Here is a 17217-nt window from a genome sequence, read left to right on the forward strand (position 1 = left end):
CCAGCCAAACCCGGTCGGAATCCCACGGGCGCGCCCCGGGGCCCCAGGGCCGCGGCCGGCTGCCGGGTCTGGGGAGAACTCCCCGCGAGGTGTCCCCCGTCCGGCGCGGGACGGTAGGGTGACGCGGGGCGCGGCGCGACCGGGTGCGCTGCTCGCAGGGGGGATCACGTGGGAATCAGGGCATGGCTTGACCGGCGCCGCCGCGGCGTCGCCGCGGCGGCGAGCATCACGACGGCGAGCGCGGTCACTGCCGCGGCCCTGCTGTACCCCGGCTTCACCCAGACCAACCTGGACCTCTCGGACGGCGGCGTGTGGGTGACCAACAACGGCCGCAACGCCGTCGGGCGGCTCAACTTCGCGTCGAAGACGCTCGACGGCGCGGTGGTCGCCGCCTCGCCGTCGTTCGACGTCCTCCAGCACGAGAAGACCGTGGTGGTCGACGACTCCGGGGCGTCGGCCGCGCAGAAGATCGACCCTGCCGAGGTCAGGCTCGGCAGCATCCAGTCCCTCCCGGCCGGGACGCACGTGGCGCTCGGGGCCTCGAGCGTGGCGGTCGACGATCCGGGCACCGGGCGAGTCTGGGCCCTGCCCGAGTCGGCGATCCCGGGCACGGACCTGTCCCAGACTCCCCCCACCCTCGAGGGCGGCAAGGGCGCCGTCGCCGCGATCGGCCCCACGGACACCGTGGCCGTCGCCCAGCCCGCGACCGGCGTGGTCTCGACCTTCCGGGCCGCCCCGGGCGCCCCGGCCGTGTCCGAAGATTCCTACACGCAGCTCAAGGGCGTCCGGGACGTCCAGTCCGCCGTGGTCGGGGAGCAGGCCGTGGCCTACGATCCCGGGGCCGGGCGGCTGTTCCTGCCCGGCGGCAGGACCGTGGACGTCCCGGGCGGCGCGGACGGGAAGCTCCAGCAGAGCAGCGCGGCCAGCGGCTCGGTCGCCGTCGCGACGCCGACGGGGCTCGTCCTCGCCCCGCTCGACGGCGGGCAGCCCACCGTCATCCCCGCCAATGCCAAGGGGCTCCCCGCGGCACCGGTGGACGTCAACGGCTGCGTCCACGCCGCGTGGGCGGGCCCCGGCGTGTACGTGCGGGCCTGCGGGAGCGACGTCGAGCGCAAGCCGATCCCGTCCGCCACGCCCAAGTCGGACTTCGTGTTCCGCGTGAACCGCAACCTCGTGGTCCTCAACGACGTCGCGGCCGGCACCGTGTGGCTCGTCACGGAGAACATGTACATCGTCAACAACTGGGACGAGGTCATCCCGATCCAGTCGAGCACGCAGGACGCCGAGAAGGAGTCCCCGGACGAGGTCCAGACCACGCAGCTCCCGGACCGGACCAAGCCGAACCAGCCGCCGGTCGCGAAGCCGGACCACTTCGGCGTCCGCCCCGGCCGCACCACCCTGCTGCCGGTCCTCGACAACGACTCGGACCCCGACGGCGACCTCCTCACCGTCAAGGCGCAGTCGCAGCCCTCGGTCGGCACCCTCGAGCAGGTCTACGGCGCCACCGGGTTCCAGGTCACCGTGCCGCCCGACGCCCACGGCTCGACCTCCTTCACGTATGCCGCCGACGACGGCCGGGGCGGCACGGCGACCGCGCCGGTGAACGTCGACGTCGTCCCGCTCGACACGGACCGGCCCCCGCAGCTCAAGGCCGGCCGCAACAACCCCATGATCGTGGGCTTCGGCAAGGAGTCCTCCCGCAACGTCCTCGACGACTGGGCCGATCCCGACGGCGACGACATGTTCCTGGCGTCCGCCACGACGAAGAACCCGGCGGACAAGGTCAAGTTCACCCCCCAGGGCACGCTCACGTTCACCGACTCGGGCACGGCGCCCGGCCGCAAGACCGTGACGATCACCGTCTCCGACGGACGCTCGACGACGACCGCGGACATCGCGGTCGAGGTCCGCGCCGGAGGCAAGGACGCCCCAACCGCGGTGGCGGACCACGTGACCGCGATCGCCGGCATCGACACCAAGGTCTCCCCCCTCCTGAACGACTCCGATCCCGAGGGCGGGAACCTCCGCCTGGCCCTCGTCACGCCGCCCGCGGGGGTCACCTCGACGATCGACGCGAACCAGCAGACCTTCACCTTCCGCTCCGACACCGCCGGCACGTACTACGTCGAGTACGTGGTGACCAATGGCCCGGCGAGCGCCAAGCAGCTGGTGAGGGTCGACGTCGTGCCTCCCGATGGCCAGGGCAAGCCGGTCGCGGTCCGCGACCTCGCGGCGGTGCCGGCCGGAGGCAGCACGCTCGTGGACGTGCTGGCGAACGACACCGACCCGGCCGGCGGCGTCCTGGTGGTCCAGTCCGTCGACGCGCCCCAGCAGTCCGGGCTGAGCGTGTCCATCCTCGACCACTCGGTGGTGCGCGTGACGGACGTCCACGCGCAGGACTCCGTGACGGTCCACTACACGATCTCCAACGGCCACGACAGCGCGGTCGGCGAGATCTCCGTCCTCGTGCTGCCGCCGCCGGAGAAGCCGCTGCCCCCCGAGGCCGTCCCTGACTCGGCGGACGTGCGCGCGGGAGACCTCGTGACCGTCCCGGTCCTCGCGAACGACTCCGACCCCAACGGCGGCGACCTCACCCTCGACCACAAGCTCGTGCAGACCCCCGACCCGGCGGACGGGACCATGTTCGTCTCGGGCAAGGCCCTGCGGTTCGTCGCCGGCCCAACCGCGAAGACCGTCTACGCGATCTACCAGGTGCGCAACGCCTCCGGGCAGGTCAACTCCGCGCAGGTCTCCATCCGCATCCACGCGCGGGACAGCTCGAACGTCCCGCCGCAGCCGCGCAGCCTCACCGCGCGGGTGATCGCCGGTCAGACCGTCCGCATCCCGGTCCCGCTCGACGGGATCGACCCGGACGGGGACTCGGTCAAGCTCATCGGGCTCGACCGCGGGGCCGCGCAGGGCACCGCGATCGCCGGGGCGCTCGCCTTCGACTACACCGCCGGCCCCAAGGCCGCAGGAGTGGACACCTTCACCTACCGCGTGCGGGACCGCGTCGGCGCCGAGGCCATCGGCACCGTGATCGTCGGGATCGCGCCGCCGAGCGCCGTCAACCACGCCCCCCAGCCTGTCGACGACCGCCTGCTGGTGCGGCCCGGGCGGCACGTCGCCGTCGACGTCCTGCAGAACGACTCCGACCCGGACGGAGATCCGCTCAGCCTCGTGCCGGACGGGTTCGAGGGCAGCCAGGCGCTCAAGGCCGAGGCGGACAAGCACGGCTTCGCCGAGGTCGTCACGCCCTCGACCCCGAGCGTCGAGAACCTTCGCTACACCGTGCAGGACCCCAAGGGCGCCCGCTCCTCCGCGACCCTGCGGGTCGAGTCGAAGGCCGATGCCCCGCTGCTGGCCCCGACCGCGGTGGACGACTTCGTGACCAATGCCGAGGCCGAGGGGCACACCACCGCGCAGGTCCCGGTGCTCGCGAACGACTACGACCCGGACGGCCGTGCCGAGGACCTCAAGGTCTCCCTCCCGGCAGGGTCCCCCGCGCACCTCGCCCCGGACCAGACCGTCGTGGTGCCGCTCACCGCGGGCGACCAGATCCTCCCGTACACCGTGACCGATGTGGACGGCCTCACGGACACCGCCTTCATCTGGGTCCCGGGCGTGGACCTCCAGCGGCCCCACCTGTCCAAGGAGGACGTGACGGAGGTCAAGGCCGGAACGTCCGTGGACTTCAACCTCAAGGACTGGGTGGCCGTCCGGGACGGGCGCACGCCGCGCATCACCTCGGTGGACCGGGTGAGCGCGGTCGGCGCGTCCGACCGCGGCCTGGTGGCCTCGGACAGCGTGCTGCACTACGCAGCGCTGCCCGACTTCGTGGGCCCGGGCTCGGTCACGTTCGAGGTCACGGACGGCTCGGGGCCAGACGACCCGAACGGCCTGAAGTCCACGATCACGCTCCAGACCAAGGTGCTGCCCTCGGACGCGAACCACCCGCCCGCGTTCCAGGGCTCCAACGTCGACGTCCCGGCCGGCGAGGAGGCCCGGCTCGACCTCGGCCCGCTCGCGCAGGACGCGGACCCCGCCGACCAGGGGCACCTCGCCTTCGCCCTCCGGGGCGCGGTGCCGGACGGCTTCACGGCCTCCGTGGACGGCTCCGCGCTCAAGGTCCGCACGAAGGACGGCGTGCTGGCCGGCCGCACCGGAGCGCTCACCGTCACCGTGACCGACGGGCACTCCGAGCCGGTCGCCGCGCAGTTCACGCTCACCGCGACGGCGTCGAACAGGCCGCTCGCGATCGCGAACGACGTCCTCGTGCCGGACGCGAACGCGGGACGGACCGAGCGGGTGGACGTCCTCTCCCACACGGTGGATCCGTTCCCCGAGGCGCCGCTGACGATCGTCTCGGCGGTCGTGGAGGCGGGCCAGGCCGAGGGCGGGGCCCAGATCGACGGCGGGAACGTCATCGTCACGCCCGCCAAGGACTACCGCGGCATGCTCGTGGTGCGCTACACGGTCCAGGACAAGACCGGCGACCCGAGCCGCCAGGTGGACGGGCGCATCCGCCTCACCGTCCGCGGGGTGCCTGACGCGCCCGGGGCGCCCACCGCCACGGACATCCGCGACCAGACCGCCGTGCTGCACTGGGCCCCGGCCGCGGACAACGGCGCGCCGATCCTGAAGTACACGGTCCGCGGCGACGGCTTCAGCCAGGACTGCCCGGCGACGACCTGCACGCTGTCCGGGCTGACGAACGACAAGGTGTACCACTTCACCGTGACGGCGACGAACGACGTCGGCGAGTCGGCGCCGTCGTCCGCCTCGCCGGATGTGCGGCCCGACGCCCGTCCCAGCGCCCCCGGCGCGCCCGTGTCCGTGTTCGGCGACGGCAAGCTCGACATCTCGTGGGGCGCCGCGAAGACCACCGGCTCGCCCGTGACCTCGTACAACCTCGAGATCTCGCCGCCGGCGAGCGGGAACCCCGGCAAGCAGGGCGTCACCGGGACGTCCACCACGTGGACGGGCCTGACCAACGGGGTCAAGTACACGGTGCGGGTCCAGGCCGTGAACAACGCACCCAAGCCCTCGGACTGGAGCCCGTACTCGGCGCCCGTGAGCCCCGCGGCGCCGCCCGGGCAGCCGGCGGCCCCCGTTGCGCAGAGCGCCCCCGCGCTGGGCAGCACGGCGCAGGTGTCCGTGTCCTGGAAGGAGCCGGCCACGAACGGGGACGCGATCAGCGCGTACTACGTCACGATGAGCGGCGGGGGCGGAGCAGACCGCACGCAGAAGGTCGCCGGCACCTCGACCACGGCCACGTTCGACGCGCCGACGTCGGAGAGCCCGTACACGTTCACCGTGCAGGCAGAGAACAAGGCCGGCAAGGGCTCGGTCAGCCCGCCCTCGGCGCCCCGACGCGCGGTCGGGAAGCTCGGGTCGGTGACGAACGTGAGTGCCACTCCGGCGAACACCGGCGGCACCGGGACCCAGCTGACGGTCAACTTCACCCCGCTCACGGCGAGCCAGCGCAACGGCTCGGCGGCCAACGAGGTCAGCTACACCTACTCGGCCTCCACGGGCCAGGCCGGACCGATCGCGCCGGGCCAGACCGTGGGCGGGTTCCGGAACGGCGCGGCCACGACCATCTCGGTCATCGCCCACTCGAGCACGGGCGCGGCGGACTCCGACCCGGCGAGCGCACCGCAGACCAGGCCCTACGGGTCGCCCGGGACCCCCTCGGCGTCGGGCCAGGACGGGGCGACGAACCAGCGCTCGCTCACCCTGAGCTGGTCCTCTCCGTCCACCTCGACCAACGATGTGGCCCGGACCGCCATCAGCATCGACGGCGGGGCGTGGGAGAACGTCGCGGCGTCCGGCTCGCGCACCGTCAACACCTCGGGCTACAGCGAGACCCACTCCATCCGCGTCCAGACGTTCAACTCGGTCGGCACGGGCGGGGGCGTGGCGAGCGCCTCGGCGCGCAGCGGCCCGCAGCAGACCTCGTGGCAGACGCAGCTCTCGGGCTCCGCGACCCGCAACTGCACGGACAACGGCTCGGGCCAGTCGTGGTACAGCCCGACCACCACCGCCCACACCTGCGATGGGGTCACCAACGGCTTCCCCTGGCTCTACCCCGGGACCACCATCACGGTGAACTGCTGGAGCACGATCAACACGCGGTATGGTCCGAAGGACTTCTACCACATCATCGCCGGCAGCTATCAGGGCAGGAGCTACGCGAACCGCTGGCAGGAGGACAACAACGTGACCATCGGCGGGCCGGCGCAGAGCGGCGTGCCGCACTGCTGAGGGGCCGGCACGCTGGCCCCGGACCAAGGAGGACGATGATGGCTTCCCGCCTCATCTATGGATGCATGGGCCTCGGCGGCCCCTGGGACGCCCCGGACTACGGGCCCGAGCAGGTTCTGCAGGCGGAGGAGGCCGTGGAGGCCGCCCTGGCCCTCGGCATCACGCGGTTCGACCATGCGGACATCTACGGCAGGGGCAAGTCGGAGGCGGTGTTCGGCGAGCTCCTGCAGGGCAGCCCGGGCCTGCGGGACCGGATCCAGCTCCAGAGCAAGGTCGGCATCAGGCTCGGCGAGGGCGGCGGATTCGGGCACTACGACCTCAGCGCGTCGGCGATCCTCGACGGCGTGGCCGGCACGCTCCGCCGGCTGCGCACGGACTACCTCGACCTGCTCCTCCTGCACCGCCCCGATCCGCTGCTCGATCCGGCCGAGGTGGGCTCCGCGCTGACCCGCCTGCTCGCCGACGGCGCGGTCCGCGCCGTGGGCGTCTCGAACATGTCCGCGTCGCAGATGGCCGCCCTCCAGGACCACCTCCACGTGCCGCTCGCCGCGGACCAGCTCGAGCTGAGCCTGCACCACCATGGCTTCGTGGACAGCGCGGTGCTCGTGAACCATGCGGACGGCGCTGCTACCGGCTTCCCCCACGGCACGCTCGAGCACTGTCTCCGGCACGGGATCGAGGTCCAGGCCTGGTCGCCGCTCGCGGGCGGCCGCTACACGGGGCGCAACGTCGCGGACCCGGGCCCGCACGACGGCGCCGTGGCGGCGCTCGTTGCCGATCTCGCCGCCGCGAAGGGCACCACGGTCGAGGCCGTGGTGCTCGGCTGGCTCCTGCGCCACCCGGCGCGGATCGCCCCTGTCATCGGCTCCGCCACTCCGCAGCGCATCGCGGCGTGCGCCGACGCCGAGGCCGTGGGCGGCGCGATGACCCGCGAGGAGTGGTTCGCGCTCTACCAGACCGCGCGCGGGCGCAGCATTCCCTGAGGCGTCAGACGCCGAGCAGCTCGCTGCCGACCGGGGCATCCGTCCTCAGAGCCCGGAAGTGCTCGACGAGCGCCAGCTCCGGGTGCCCGGGATGCTGGGCGATGAGGAGGCGGAGGCGGTCCTTGGAGTCCTCCGGAAGGCGAGGGCCTTGGAGGACCTCGTGGAGGATGGCCCACACCTGGCCTGCGAGCGCGCTGTCATCCGGGCGGAGGCCGGTCACCTGCGTCATGGGGTGAGACTACGTCGGCGGGGCGGCCGCGGCCGTCAGGGCGCGCCGGGCGGGACGCCTGCGCGGCGGACCCGCCGCTCCGCGGCCGGCCACCGCGCGCCCGGACGAGGAGGCCGATGTACGTCAGGTCGAGCGCCGAGCACAGCAGCCCCACACCGAGAACGAATCCCGCGTGCGAGAGCAGCCCGAATTGGACTGTGGGGGCCAGAGTGCCGAGCCATTTGGCGACGGCGATGGTCAGGCTCTGGCCCCGGGCGCCGCGCCGCGCGACGAACATGGCGATGAACAGCCCCGACATGAGCAGGTTCTGCAGGAACGCCGAGTACACCGCGCCGTGCGCACGGCCGAACTCGGCCAGGAACAGCAGCTGCACGGCCAGGGACACCGCCAGGAGGCCGATGCCGCCCACGGTGAAGGCCACCCGGCCGATGCGATCGGAGAACTCGGCGAACCCGAACCGGAAGAACGTGAAGAGGATCGCGACGTCGGCGCACGCCCACACGAGGTTGACGTATCCCTGCAGGCCGGGGTTCCCCGACAGGTCGAGGACCGCGTAGAGCCCTTCCCACGCGATGTTGAGCATCAGCGCCGCGGCCGGAATCGCGTACGTGCGCTGGACGAATCCGATCCGGATGGCCGCCGCGTAGACGATGGTCCACGCAATCCCGCTCAGGAGAGTCAGTGCGGTTCCCAGACCGTCCATAGGGCGAGGGTACGCCCGAGCTGGGCCCTTCAGGCGCGCCGGCCCTGGGAAACCTGCCCCGTCTGCCTGCCGCCCCGAGGCGGAAGGGTTGACAGGCGGCAACTCCTGAGCTGGCACGAGGACGCGGTCGGCACGGGCCGCCTGCCGGTGCGGCCGGCACGGCTGCCTCGCCGCCTACAGCTCCGGCCGGGCCATCGCGGACAGCCTCGCGGACCGGGGCTTCGCCAGCCTCGAGGACATCCGCGAGGCGGCCCTGGACGGGGACCCGGAGGTCCGCCAGACGCTCGACGCGGCGGCCGCGGACACGCTCGGCCACGCCCTTGCCGCCACCGTCGCCACCATCAACTCCGACCGGCTCGTCCTCGGAGGCCAGATCGGCTCCCTCCCCGAAGTGGTCGACCGCGTGCGGACGAGGGTCCTCGCCGACGTGGTCGACCGGATCTCCGAGGGACTGGTGATCGAGTCGCGGCACCCGGACGACACCAGCGCGATCCGGGGCCTGACCTCGATCGTCACCACCGCGGTCTTCGACCCGGGGCTCATCGACACCTCGCTCGCCGACGTCGCCTCCTGACGGCGCCGGCCACGTCAGGCGGTCGAGACAGCCCCTCGGATCGGCCGTCCGACCAGCCCCGCTCAGCCGCCGTGCCGCGCGCCGTGCTGCACCGCGTGGCGCACGGGAGCGTTGGGCGCCCCGAAGCCGTCGTACCCGCCGAGCCGCTGCACCACCTCGAAGAAGACGCTGCCCACGCTCGCGGTGTAGAAGTGCAGGAACGCGCCCTCGGCGTCCCGGTCGTAGAGCAGGTCCAGCTCGCGCAGCGTCGCCAGGAACCCGGGCTCGAGGCCGTACCGCGCGTCGAGGTCCTCGTAGTAGTTCTCGGGGATCGGCAGGAACGGCAGGCCGCGGCCCCGGCAGGCCCGGGCGTGGGCCACGAGGTCGTCCACCTCGATCGCCACGTGCTCCTGGAAGGTGTCCGTCCGCGCGCCCTTGACCGAGTCGGACTGGATCCACGGCGCGAGGTTCAGCGCGAGCCGCACGGCCCGCCGGCCGGCCTCGCCCTCGGGCCGGGCCGTCTGCATCACCTGCGAGCGCACGAGCCCCGAGGGGCTCGAGACGTCCTGCGACGCCTCAGGCGTGAGCGCGAGCACCGAGGAGTAGAACAGGACGGCCTCGTCGAAGTGCTGCCACGGCTGGGCGAGGTTGATGTGGTCGATCCGCGCGGCGCCGGATCCCGCGGGCGGCGGGCCGGCGGACGACGGCGACCGCTCGCCGCGGTCCGTCTCCCCGCCTGCCACCGGGGTGCCGGCCTGGTCCTCGCCGAACTCGGCGACCCAGCGGGCGTCCTCGCAGAGGAAGACCTCGGTGCCGTCGGGGGCGTTGACGGCCTGGAGGATCTCCTCGTTGGCCTGCGAGGGCCTGGGCACGGGTACGGCCTTGAGCTGCACGGCGCGGGCGGCCGCGGCGACGCCGTCCTCGACGTCGAAGCCGAGCGCGGAGATGGCCGGCTCGAGCCCGCGGGCCTGCTGCCGGTTGAGCACGATCCGGGCGTCGCCGAGGGTCCACAGCGAGACGGGCTTGGTGCGGTGCTCACCCCGGGAGGCGAAGCCGAGCTGGGACAGGAGCCGTTCGAGCTCGGCGGTGCGGGGCGCGCCGTCGGCCGAGATGACCTCGGCGAAGTTGATGCCGGTGGGCGGGGCGACCTGCGGGAGCGTGGTGAGGGGCATGGCGTACGCGCGGGAGGCCCGGGCGAGCTCGGCAGGCGAGGGGGTGCCGGCGCCGACCACCGAGGCCTCGGCGGCGAGGTGTCGCGCGGTGCGCTCCTCGAGCCAGATGAGCGAGCGCATGGCGTCCACGGCGGTGCGCTCCACGTCGGCCTGGCGGAAGGTGTCGTTGAAGACCTCGAGGGACACCGGGCCGTTGTAGCCCGCCCGTGCTACATGGCCGAGGAACTTGGGCAGGTCGAACTGCCCCTCCCCCGGGAACACGCGGTAGTGGCGGCTCCAGGAGAGCACGTCGAGGGAGAGCTTGGGCGCGTCTGCCACCTGGACGAAGAAGATCTTCCCCCCGGGGATCTTCTCGATCGGCTCGGTGTCCCAGCCGCGGGAGAGGATGTGGAACGTGTCGAGGCACGTGCCGAGGTTCGGGTGGTCGGCGTCGGCCACGATCTTGACGGCGTGCTCGTAGTCGTTGACGTACGTGCCCCACGCGAGCGCCTCGTACGCGACCTTCACGCCATGGTCCGCGGCGAGTTCGGCGAGCCCGTGGAGCTGCTCGGCGCGCAGGGCGTCGTCGTCGATGCTCGCGGTGGCCACGTTCGAGCACACGAGGACCGTGTCCATCCCGAGCCGGCCCATGAGGCGGAACTTCGCCTCGGCGCGGCGCAGGTTGGCGCGGTAGAGCTCCTCGGGCACGGAGTCGAAGTCCCGGAATGGCTGGTACAGGTCCAGCCCGAGGCCGAGGTCCGCGGCGAGGGCGCGCACGCGCTCCGGGCTCAGGGGCGAGGTGACGAGGTCCGTCTCGAAGATCTCGATGCCGCCGAACCCGGCCTTCGCGGCCGCGCGCAGCTTCTCCTCGAGCGTGCCCGAGAGGCAGACGGTCGCGATCCCCGTGCGCATCAGGCGGCCCCCGCCGCGAGCGCCCCGCGCCGGTTCTCCTCCTCGATGAGCGCGAGGAAGTGCGCGCGCATCCGCTCGGCATCCGGCTCGAGGCCGGTGAAGATGCGGAACGCGTCCACAGCCTGGCCCACGGCCATGCGGCCGCCGTCGAGCACGCGGCAGCCGATCGCCCGGGCCTCGCGCACCAGCTGGGTCTCGATGGGCCGGTAGACGATGTCCGCGACCCAGTGGCGCGGGGTCAGGAGCGAGGTGTCGAAGGGGGTGCCCGGGTGGGCGGCCATCCCCACGGGGGTGCAGTGCACGACGCCGTCCGCCTCCGCGAGCAGCGTGGCGAGGGCCGCCGTCGCGCCCGCCGTGACCGACGCGGCGGGGAAGAGCGCGGCCAGCTCGGCGGCGCGCTCCCCGGCGCGGGCGGGGTCGAGGTCCACGATGCTGAGGTGCCTGACGCCGGCGGTGAGGAGGGCGTAGGCCACGGCGGAGCCCGCGCCGCCCGCGCCGAGCTGGACCACCCGGCCGAGCGCGGCGTCGGGCAGGCCCGCGCGGAAGGCGGTGAGGAAGCCGGAGAAGTCGGTGTTGTGGCCCACGGTGCGCCCCTCCGCACCGATCACCACGGTGTTCACGGCGCCGAGCCGTGCGGCGTTCTCGTCCACCTCGTCGAGGTGGCCGATCACGAGCTGCTTGCACGGGTGGGTGATGTTCAGGCCGTTGTAGCCGAGGTCCCGCGCCGCCCGGACCAGCTCGCCCACGCTCTCGGGCGGGAGCCCGAGGGCCTCGAGGTCGATGGGCCGGTACAGGTAGAGGAGCCCGTGCGCGGCCCCCTCGCGCTCGTGCATGGCCGGGGTGAGGGAGGGGGTGACGCCGTCACCGATCAGGCCGATCAGGTACGACTCGCTGGGCAGGCTCACGTCGGAGTCCTTTCGAAGGTCCGGGGAAGGTCAGGGGGAAGATCAGGGGCGGGGCAGGCGCGCCGCGAGCTCGTCGGCGGCCTGGCGGAGGGCCGGGAGATGGGCGAGGAGCTCGTCCACGCCCATGCGGACGGTGGGCGCGGAGCAGGCGATGGCCGCGAGCAGACGCGGCTCGCCGTCCGCGGCCGCCGCGAGGACGGGCACGGCGATGGCGCGCATGCCCACCTCGTTCTCCTCGTCCATGACGGCGTAGCCCTGAGCGCGGACGCGCTCGATCTCGGCGCGGAACCGGGCGCGGTCGGTGATGGTCCTCGGGGCCACCGGGACCAGCTCGACCGAGTCCACGAGGTGCTCGCGCTCCGGCTCGGGCGCAAACGCGATGAGCGCCTTCCCGAAGGCCGAGCAGTGGAGGTGGCCGCGGTAGCCGGGATCGCTCGTGACGCGGAAGGCCTTGGGGCCGTCCACCTTGGCCACGGTGAGGAAGCGGTCCCCGTCGAGGACGGCGAGGATGCTCGCCTCTCCGGTCGTCGCGGTGAGCCGCTCGAGCACGGGGGTCGCGGTGCCCGCGAAGCCGAGCGTGTTGGAGACGTGCAGGCCGAGCTGGAACACCCGCAGGCCGAGGCTGTACTTCTTGCCCTCCGGCTCGAAGTCCGCGAAGCCCGCGCGCTGGAGGGACTGCAGGAGGCGGTACGCGGTGCTGAACGGCAGCTCGGCGCGGCGGGACAGGTCCGCGGCCGTGGTGGCGCCGGGGCCGTCGCCGAGCATGACGAGCAGGCTCAGCGCTTTGCCCACCATGTCGGTCTTGCCGCGCTTCTCGTCGCCGACGGCGGCGTCGTCGGACGTGATGGAGGTCATGCACCGATGGTCGCATGATTTTCACATCGTGGCAACGTCGTTCGCTCTGTGGCAATAGCTGGGGGTTGCGGTCGACGGCGGGAAGCCGGCCGGGCGCGGACCGTCACCTCCGCCGGTCGAAGAAGGCGGCGATGCGCGGCGGGAAGTCCTCCGCGTCGACGGCGGGGCCGGGCGGCTCCCGCCGGGCCGGCCCGGTGAGCGGCTGCAGCCCGCGGTCCACGGCGGCCTTCGCCGCACGCAGGGACGCCGGCGCGAGCGTGGCCCACTGGGCGAGGACCCGCTCGAGCTCGGCCTCGGCTCCGCCGTCCGCGACGAGCGTGCTCACGAGGCCGATCCCGTGCGCCTCCTCCCCGCTGAGCATCCGGCCGCCGTACAGCAGGTCCTTGGTCCGCGAGGGCCCAATCCGCAACGCCATGCGGGCGGCGAAGGAGGCCGAGGGCAGGATCCCCAGCCGGGAGATGGGCATGCCCACCTGCGCCGTCGCGGCGGTGATCTGCAGGTCGCACGCGAGCGCGAGCTGGCAGCCGCCCCCGGCGGCCACGCCCTCGATCACCGCGACCGTGGGCATCGGCAGGTCCTCGATGGCCCGCAGCGCCTGCTCGAGCTGCCAGAAGCTGCGGTCCACCTCGGCCATCGGTGCGTGCTCCCACTCGCGCAGGTCGGAGCCGGCGCAGAACACGCCGCCGCGGCCGCGCAGCACCACCGCGCGCAGCCCGCTCCGGCCGGCCAGGGAGGCGGCGGCCCGGGCGAGCGCCTCCCAGTGCTCGGTCCGCAGCGCGTTGAGGCGCCGCCCGGTGCCGAACGTGACGACGGCGAGCGAGCCGTCGTCGTCGACCGTCACGTCCGCGGCCTGCACCGCCACACCCGTCATCCCAGCGCACCCGTGGCGTGGAGGCGCTCGAGGTCGTCCTGGCTGTAGCCGAGGCCCGCGAGCACCTCGTCGCTGTGCTGGCCGAGCAGCGGCGGGGGCGTCCGCACGGCTGCGGGGGTGCGGGTGAGGCGGATGGGGCAGGCCAGCGTCCTCAGGCGCCCCGCGGTGGGGTGCTCGACCTCGGCAACCATCCCCCGGGCGAGGACCTGCGGGTCCCGGACCGCCTCGGCGACGGTCTGGATCGGGCCCACGGGGACGCCGGCGTCGGCGAGCGCGGCGAGCCAGTCCGCCGTCGGCCGTGTCCGCAGGATCTCCTCGAGGAGGGGGATCAGCTCGTCGCGGTGGGCCACGCGGAGCGGGTTGGCGCGGAAGCGGGGATCCTCGGCGAGCTCGGGCCGCCCCACGGCGCCGGTGAAGCGGCGCCAGAGCCCGTCGTTGCCCACAGCGACCATGATCCAGCCGTCGGCGGTGGGGAACGCCTGGTAGGGGGCGATGGTGGGGTGGGCCGAGCCGTACCGCTTGGGGGTCTCGCCGCTGGCGAAGTAGCCGCTGGCCACGTAGGTGAGCCAGGAGACCGAGCCGTCGAGCAGGCTGATGTCCACCCACTGGCCGCGGCCCGTGCGGTCGCGCTCGTGCAGGGCCGCGAGGATGCCGATCACGGCCCAGGTGCCCGCGATGAGGTCGGAGCCGCTCACCCCGAACCGGACCGGGGGGCCGTCCGTCTCCCCCGTGACGCTCATGATCCCGCTGCGGGCCTGGGCGATCGCGTCGTACCCGGCGCTGGAGGCCTCGGGCCCGGTCTGCCCGTAGCCGCTGATCGAGGCGTAGATCAGGCCGGGATTCTCGGCGGCAAGCTCCTCGTAGCCGAGGCCGAGCCGCTGCGCGGTCCCCGGGCGGAAGTTCTCCACCACCACGTCGGCGCGGCGCGCGAGCCGGCGGACCGCGGCGAGCCCCTCCTCGGACTTGAGGTCCACCGCGAGGCTGCGCTTGTTGCGGTTCACGGAGAGGTAGTAGGCGGCCTCCTCGCCCTGGAACGGCGGGCCCCACTGCCTCGTGTCGTCGCCGCGGCCGGGCTGCTCGACCTTGATCACGTCCGCCCCGAGGTCCGCGAGGGTCATAGTCGCGAACGGGCCGGAGAGGATGCGGCTCAGGTCCAGGACCACGAGGTCGCGCAGCGGACCCTCCGGGGCGGAGGACTGGTCTGGGCTGGTGCCGGGCGCGGTGCCCCGGGCCGCGCCGGGCGCCGCCGAGTGGGCCGCGCCCGGGCGGACGCCCGTCTCGTGCACCGTCATGCGTGCCTCATGGACCTGTGCGAGCGGGCCGCGGGCGCTGCGGCCCCCGCCGTACGCCTGCTGGGCAGCAGCAGGAGCGCTGCCATGCTGACCGCCGCGCAGATGATGATGTAGATCGAGATCGGGACGGAGCTGCCCGTGCCGGCCAGGAGGGCGGCGGCGATGAGCGGGGCCGGGCCGCCGGCGATCACACTCGCGAGCTGGTAGCCCAGGCCCGCTCCGGTGTACCGGATGTCGGCGTCGAAGCTCTCCGCGATGAGGGCGGCCTGGGGGCCGTACTGGATGTCGTGGAAGATGAGGCTCACCACGACGGCGATGCCGATGAACAGTGCGTTGCCGCTGTTCATCAGCCCGAAGTACGGGAAGGCATAGAGGGCGGTGAGCACCACGCCGATGCCGTAGATGAGCTTCCTGCCGAACCGGTCGGAGAGCCTGCCGAACACCGGGATGCTGATGAGCCCGAGGGCCGCGGCGATGAGGGTGTCCACGAGGATCGCGTCGCTGTTGAACTTCAGCTGCTTGGTCGCGTAGGTGATGACGAACGTGATGAACAGGTAGAACGGCGCCTGCTCGGAGGTGCGCACCAGCGCGGTCAGGAGGATCTCCTTGGGCTGGCGGCGGATGGCCTCGAGCAGCGGCACGCGCACCACCTTGTCCTGGGTGCGGACCTCCTCGAACTCCGGGCTCTCCACCACGCGCAGCCGCACGAACAGGCCCACGCCGACCAGGATGATGCTCAGCAGGAACGGCACGCGCCAGCCCCAGGCGGAGAAGTCCGGGCCGGTCACGCCGGAGGTCAGGCGGACCAGGCCGGTCGAGAGCACGAGGCCCAGCGGGACGCCCATCTGCGGCCAGCTTGCCGAGAGGCCGCGGCGCTCCTTGTGGCCCCATTCCATGGCGATGAGCACGGAGCCGCCCCACTCGCCGCCCACGCCGATGCCCTGGATGATGCGCAACACGGTCAGGAGGATCGGGGCCCAGACGCCGATGACCTGGTAGGTCGGGAGCACGCCGATCAGCACGGTGCCGAACGCCATGAGGAACAGGGTGACCATGAGCGTCGTCTTGCGCCCGATCCGGTCGCCGTAGTGGCCGAAGATGGCCGCACCGACGGGGCGGGCCACGAAGCCGACGAACTGGGTGCCGAAGGCCGCGATGACCCCGGCGAAGTTGTCCCCGCCCGGGAAGAACAGGTGCGGGAACACGAGCGCGGCCGCCGTCCCGTAGAGGAAGAAGTCGTACCACTCGATCGTGGTGCCCACCACGCTCGCATAGGTGGCTCGGCGCACGGCCTGTTCGCGGGTTACTGCGTGAACACTCATCAGTCCTCCATTGGCATGATGCGGGGTCCAGTGGGCCCTGTCTTCGGGGCGATCTCCCGGCTCGTCTGCAAGCGCCTTCCCTGCTCGTCTTCGAGCTGCGAAACCCGTATTGTGATTTGCGTACCCATATTCCGGGTTGAACAATCGGCATGTCAACGGTTTTTCATCAGAGAATGTGAGCTGGGCCACGGCGGCCCGCCGCCCAGGAGGAGGCATCGCGGTGATGGCGAAGGAATCAGGCAGCGTCGGCGCACCACTCCTGGTGCTCGCCAAGGTCTCGGCGATCCTCGACTGCTTTTCCGCGGAAGCGCCCGAGCCCACGCTGCAGCAGATCATCCGGGGCACCGGCCTGCCCCAGAGCACGTGCCAGCGCCTCGTGCAGAACATGGTGCGCGAGGGCTTCCTCGACAAGGACGGCGACACGTACCGGATCGGGATCCAGCTCGTTCGGTGGGCCACGCCGGGCACGATCGGCCTCGACATCGTGCGCACGGTCCGGCCCATCCTCCACGCCCTGCGCGACGAGACCGGGGAGACGGCCTGCCTCTATGTGCGCGACGGCGCGCACCGCACCGTGGTGTCGGTCGCCGAGACCCGCCACGTGGTGATGCGGCCGTTCTATGTGGGCCAGGTGATGCCGATCCACGCCGGGGCGCCGGGGAAGATCTTCCTCGCGTTCGACCCCGAGGCCCGGGCCGCGATCGAGGACGCCGAACTGACCAGGTTCACGGCCCACACCCCGGACAGCTGGGAGCAGCTGGACGAGCAGGTGGAGCAGGCCCGCCTGCAGGGGTTCTTCGCCGCCTTCGGCGAGCGCAACAGCGACGTCGGCTCCATCAGCGCCCCGGTCTACAGCCACACCGGAGACCTCGCGGCTGTGCTCGGCGTCGGCTTCCCCGTCCAGCGGGTCGGGCCGGACGACGTCGACCGGCTGGGACCCGCCGTGGCGCGCGCAGCCCGCGAGGCCAGCGAGGCCATGGGCTACCGGGCGCCCGAGCCGCACCCCACCGCCGCCCCGCCCGCGTCCGCGCCCGCGGGGGGCGGGCGGGGCGGCCGGAGGCTCTCCGCCGCAGGAGCCTAGGCCCTCACTGCATCGGTTCCAGTAGATTTCTGCAACGGCTTGACGCGTTGCAGAAACGGTGTCAATCTTGAGTGGTGGCTGTGATGGCGGCCA

The 17217-nt window shown here is 72.8% G+C and carries 11 protein-coding genes and 1 pseudogene; 4 read left to right on the forward strand and 8 right to left on the reverse strand.

Going from position 1 to position 17217, the window contains the following annotated elements; genetic code table 11:
- The first annotated feature begins 168 nt into the window (after window positions 1–168).
- Together ACYVKZ_RS08990 and ACYVKZ_RS08995 are read left to right on the forward strand one after the other, a co-directional pair.
- Window positions 169–6267: an Ig-like domain-containing protein gene (locus ACYVKZ_RS08990; protein ID WP_460991806.1), complete on the forward strand. Its 6099-nt coding sequence runs from the start codon at window positions 169–171 to the stop codon at window positions 6265–6267.
- A 38-nt stretch (window positions 6268–6305) separates the two neighbouring features.
- Window positions 6306–7250: an aldo/keto reductase gene (locus tag ACYVKZ_RS08995; RefSeq protein ID WP_460991807.1), complete on the forward strand. Its 945-nt coding sequence runs from the start codon at window positions 6306–6308 to the stop codon at window positions 7248–7250.
- A gap of 4 nt (window positions 7251–7254) precedes the next feature.
- On the opposite strand, the gene ACYVKZ_RS09000 is transcribed toward ACYVKZ_RS08995, so the two are convergent.
- Window positions 7255–7479, reverse strand: a complete 225-nt coding sequence (locus ACYVKZ_RS09000) for a hypothetical protein (protein WP_460991808.1) — start codon at window positions 7477–7479, stop codon at window positions 7255–7257.
- On the reverse strand, window positions 7448–8182 hold the full coding sequence (locus tag ACYVKZ_RS09005; RefSeq protein ID WP_460991809.1) for a transmembrane-type terpene cyclase: 735 nt from the start codon (window positions 8180–8182) through the stop codon (window positions 7448–7450). The genes ACYVKZ_RS09000 and ACYVKZ_RS09005 overlap by 32 nt, the downstream gene beginning before the upstream one ends.
- 148 nt (window positions 8183–8330) lie before the next feature.
- On the opposite strand from ACYVKZ_RS09005, the pseudogene ACYVKZ_RS09010 reads away from it, so the two are divergent.
- Window positions 8331–8756, forward strand: a pseudogene (locus ACYVKZ_RS09010) (ROK family protein); the annotation flags it as partial.
- Between the two features lie 62 nt (window positions 8757–8818).
- Here the strand turns inward: ACYVKZ_RS09010 and ACYVKZ_RS09015 are convergent.
- From ACYVKZ_RS09015 to ACYVKZ_RS09040, 6 genes are all read right to left on the reverse strand, one after another.
- A complete protein-coding gene (locus ACYVKZ_RS09015; RefSeq protein WP_460991810.1) occupies window positions 8819–10798 on the reverse strand; it encodes a bifunctional sugar phosphate isomerase/epimerase/4-hydroxyphenylpyruvate dioxygenase family protein in 1980 nt (659 codons plus the stop codon).
- Complete coding sequence (locus ACYVKZ_RS09020) at window positions 10798–11703, reverse strand: shikimate dehydrogenase (RefSeq protein ID WP_460991811.1); 906 nt, start codon at window positions 11701–11703, stop codon at window positions 10798–10800. The genes ACYVKZ_RS09015 and ACYVKZ_RS09020 overlap by 1 nt, the downstream gene beginning before the upstream one ends.
- Window positions 11704–11745: 42 nt before the next feature.
- A complete protein-coding gene (locus ACYVKZ_RS09025; RefSeq protein WP_460991812.1) occupies window positions 11746–12558 on the reverse strand; it encodes an IclR family transcriptional regulator in 813 nt (270 codons plus the stop codon).
- A 103-nt stretch (window positions 12559–12661) separates the two neighbouring features.
- Window positions 12662–13420, reverse strand: coding sequence for an enoyl-CoA hydratase/isomerase family protein (locus tag ACYVKZ_RS09030; RefSeq protein WP_460991813.1), 759 nt, complete (start codon window positions 13418–13420; stop codon window positions 12662–12664).
- Between the two features lie 5 nt (window positions 13421–13425).
- Window positions 13426–14721, reverse strand: a complete 1296-nt coding sequence (locus tag ACYVKZ_RS09035) for a CaiB/BaiF CoA transferase family protein (protein ID WP_460991814.1) — start codon at window positions 14719–14721, stop codon at window positions 13426–13428.
- Window positions 14718–16043: an MFS transporter gene (locus tag ACYVKZ_RS09040; protein WP_460991815.1), complete on the reverse strand. Its 1326-nt coding sequence runs from the start codon at window positions 16041–16043 to the stop codon at window positions 14718–14720. The genes ACYVKZ_RS09035 and ACYVKZ_RS09040 overlap by 4 nt, the downstream gene beginning before the upstream one ends.
- A 223-nt stretch (window positions 16044–16266) precedes the next feature.
- Between ACYVKZ_RS09040 and ACYVKZ_RS09045 the strand changes: the two genes are divergently transcribed.
- Complete coding sequence (locus ACYVKZ_RS09045) at window positions 16267–17124, forward strand: IclR family transcriptional regulator (RefSeq protein WP_460991816.1); 858 nt, start codon at window positions 16267–16269, stop codon at window positions 17122–17124.
- The last annotated feature ends 93 nt before the right edge of the window (window positions 17125–17217 follow it).

It is taken from the genome of Sinomonas soli (genome assembly GCF_054782415.1).

Coding starts and splice junctions, on each gene's coding strand:
- ACYVKZ_RS08995 (WP_460991807.1), top strand. CDS start 6,306: ATGGCTTCCCGCCTCATCTATGGATGCATGGGCCTCGGCGGCCCCTGG.
- ACYVKZ_RS09000 (WP_460991808.1), bottom strand. CDS start 7,479: ATGACGCAGGTGACCGGCCTCCGCCCGGATGACAGCGCGCTCGCAGGC.
- ACYVKZ_RS09005 (WP_460991809.1), bottom strand. CDS start 8,182: ATGGACGGTCTGGGAACCGCACTGACTCTCCTGAGCGGGATTGCGTGG.
- ACYVKZ_RS09015 (WP_460991810.1), bottom strand. CDS start 10,798: ATGCGCACGGGGATCGCGACCGTCTGCCTCTCGGGCACGCTCGAGGAG.
- ACYVKZ_RS09025 (WP_460991812.1), bottom strand. CDS start 12,558: ATGACCTCCATCACGTCCGACGACGCCGCCGTCGGCGACGAGAAGCGC.
- ACYVKZ_RS09035 (WP_460991814.1), bottom strand. CDS start 14,721: ATGACGGTGCACGAGACGGGCGTCCGCCCGGGCGCGGCCCACTCGGCG.
- ACYVKZ_RS09040 (WP_460991815.1), bottom strand. CDS start 16,043: ATGAGTGTTCACGCAGTAACCCGCGAACAGGCCGTGCGCCGAGCCACC.
- ACYVKZ_RS09045 (WP_460991816.1), top strand. CDS start 16,267: ATGGCGAAGGAATCAGGCAGCGTCGGCGCACCACTCCTGGTGCTCGCC.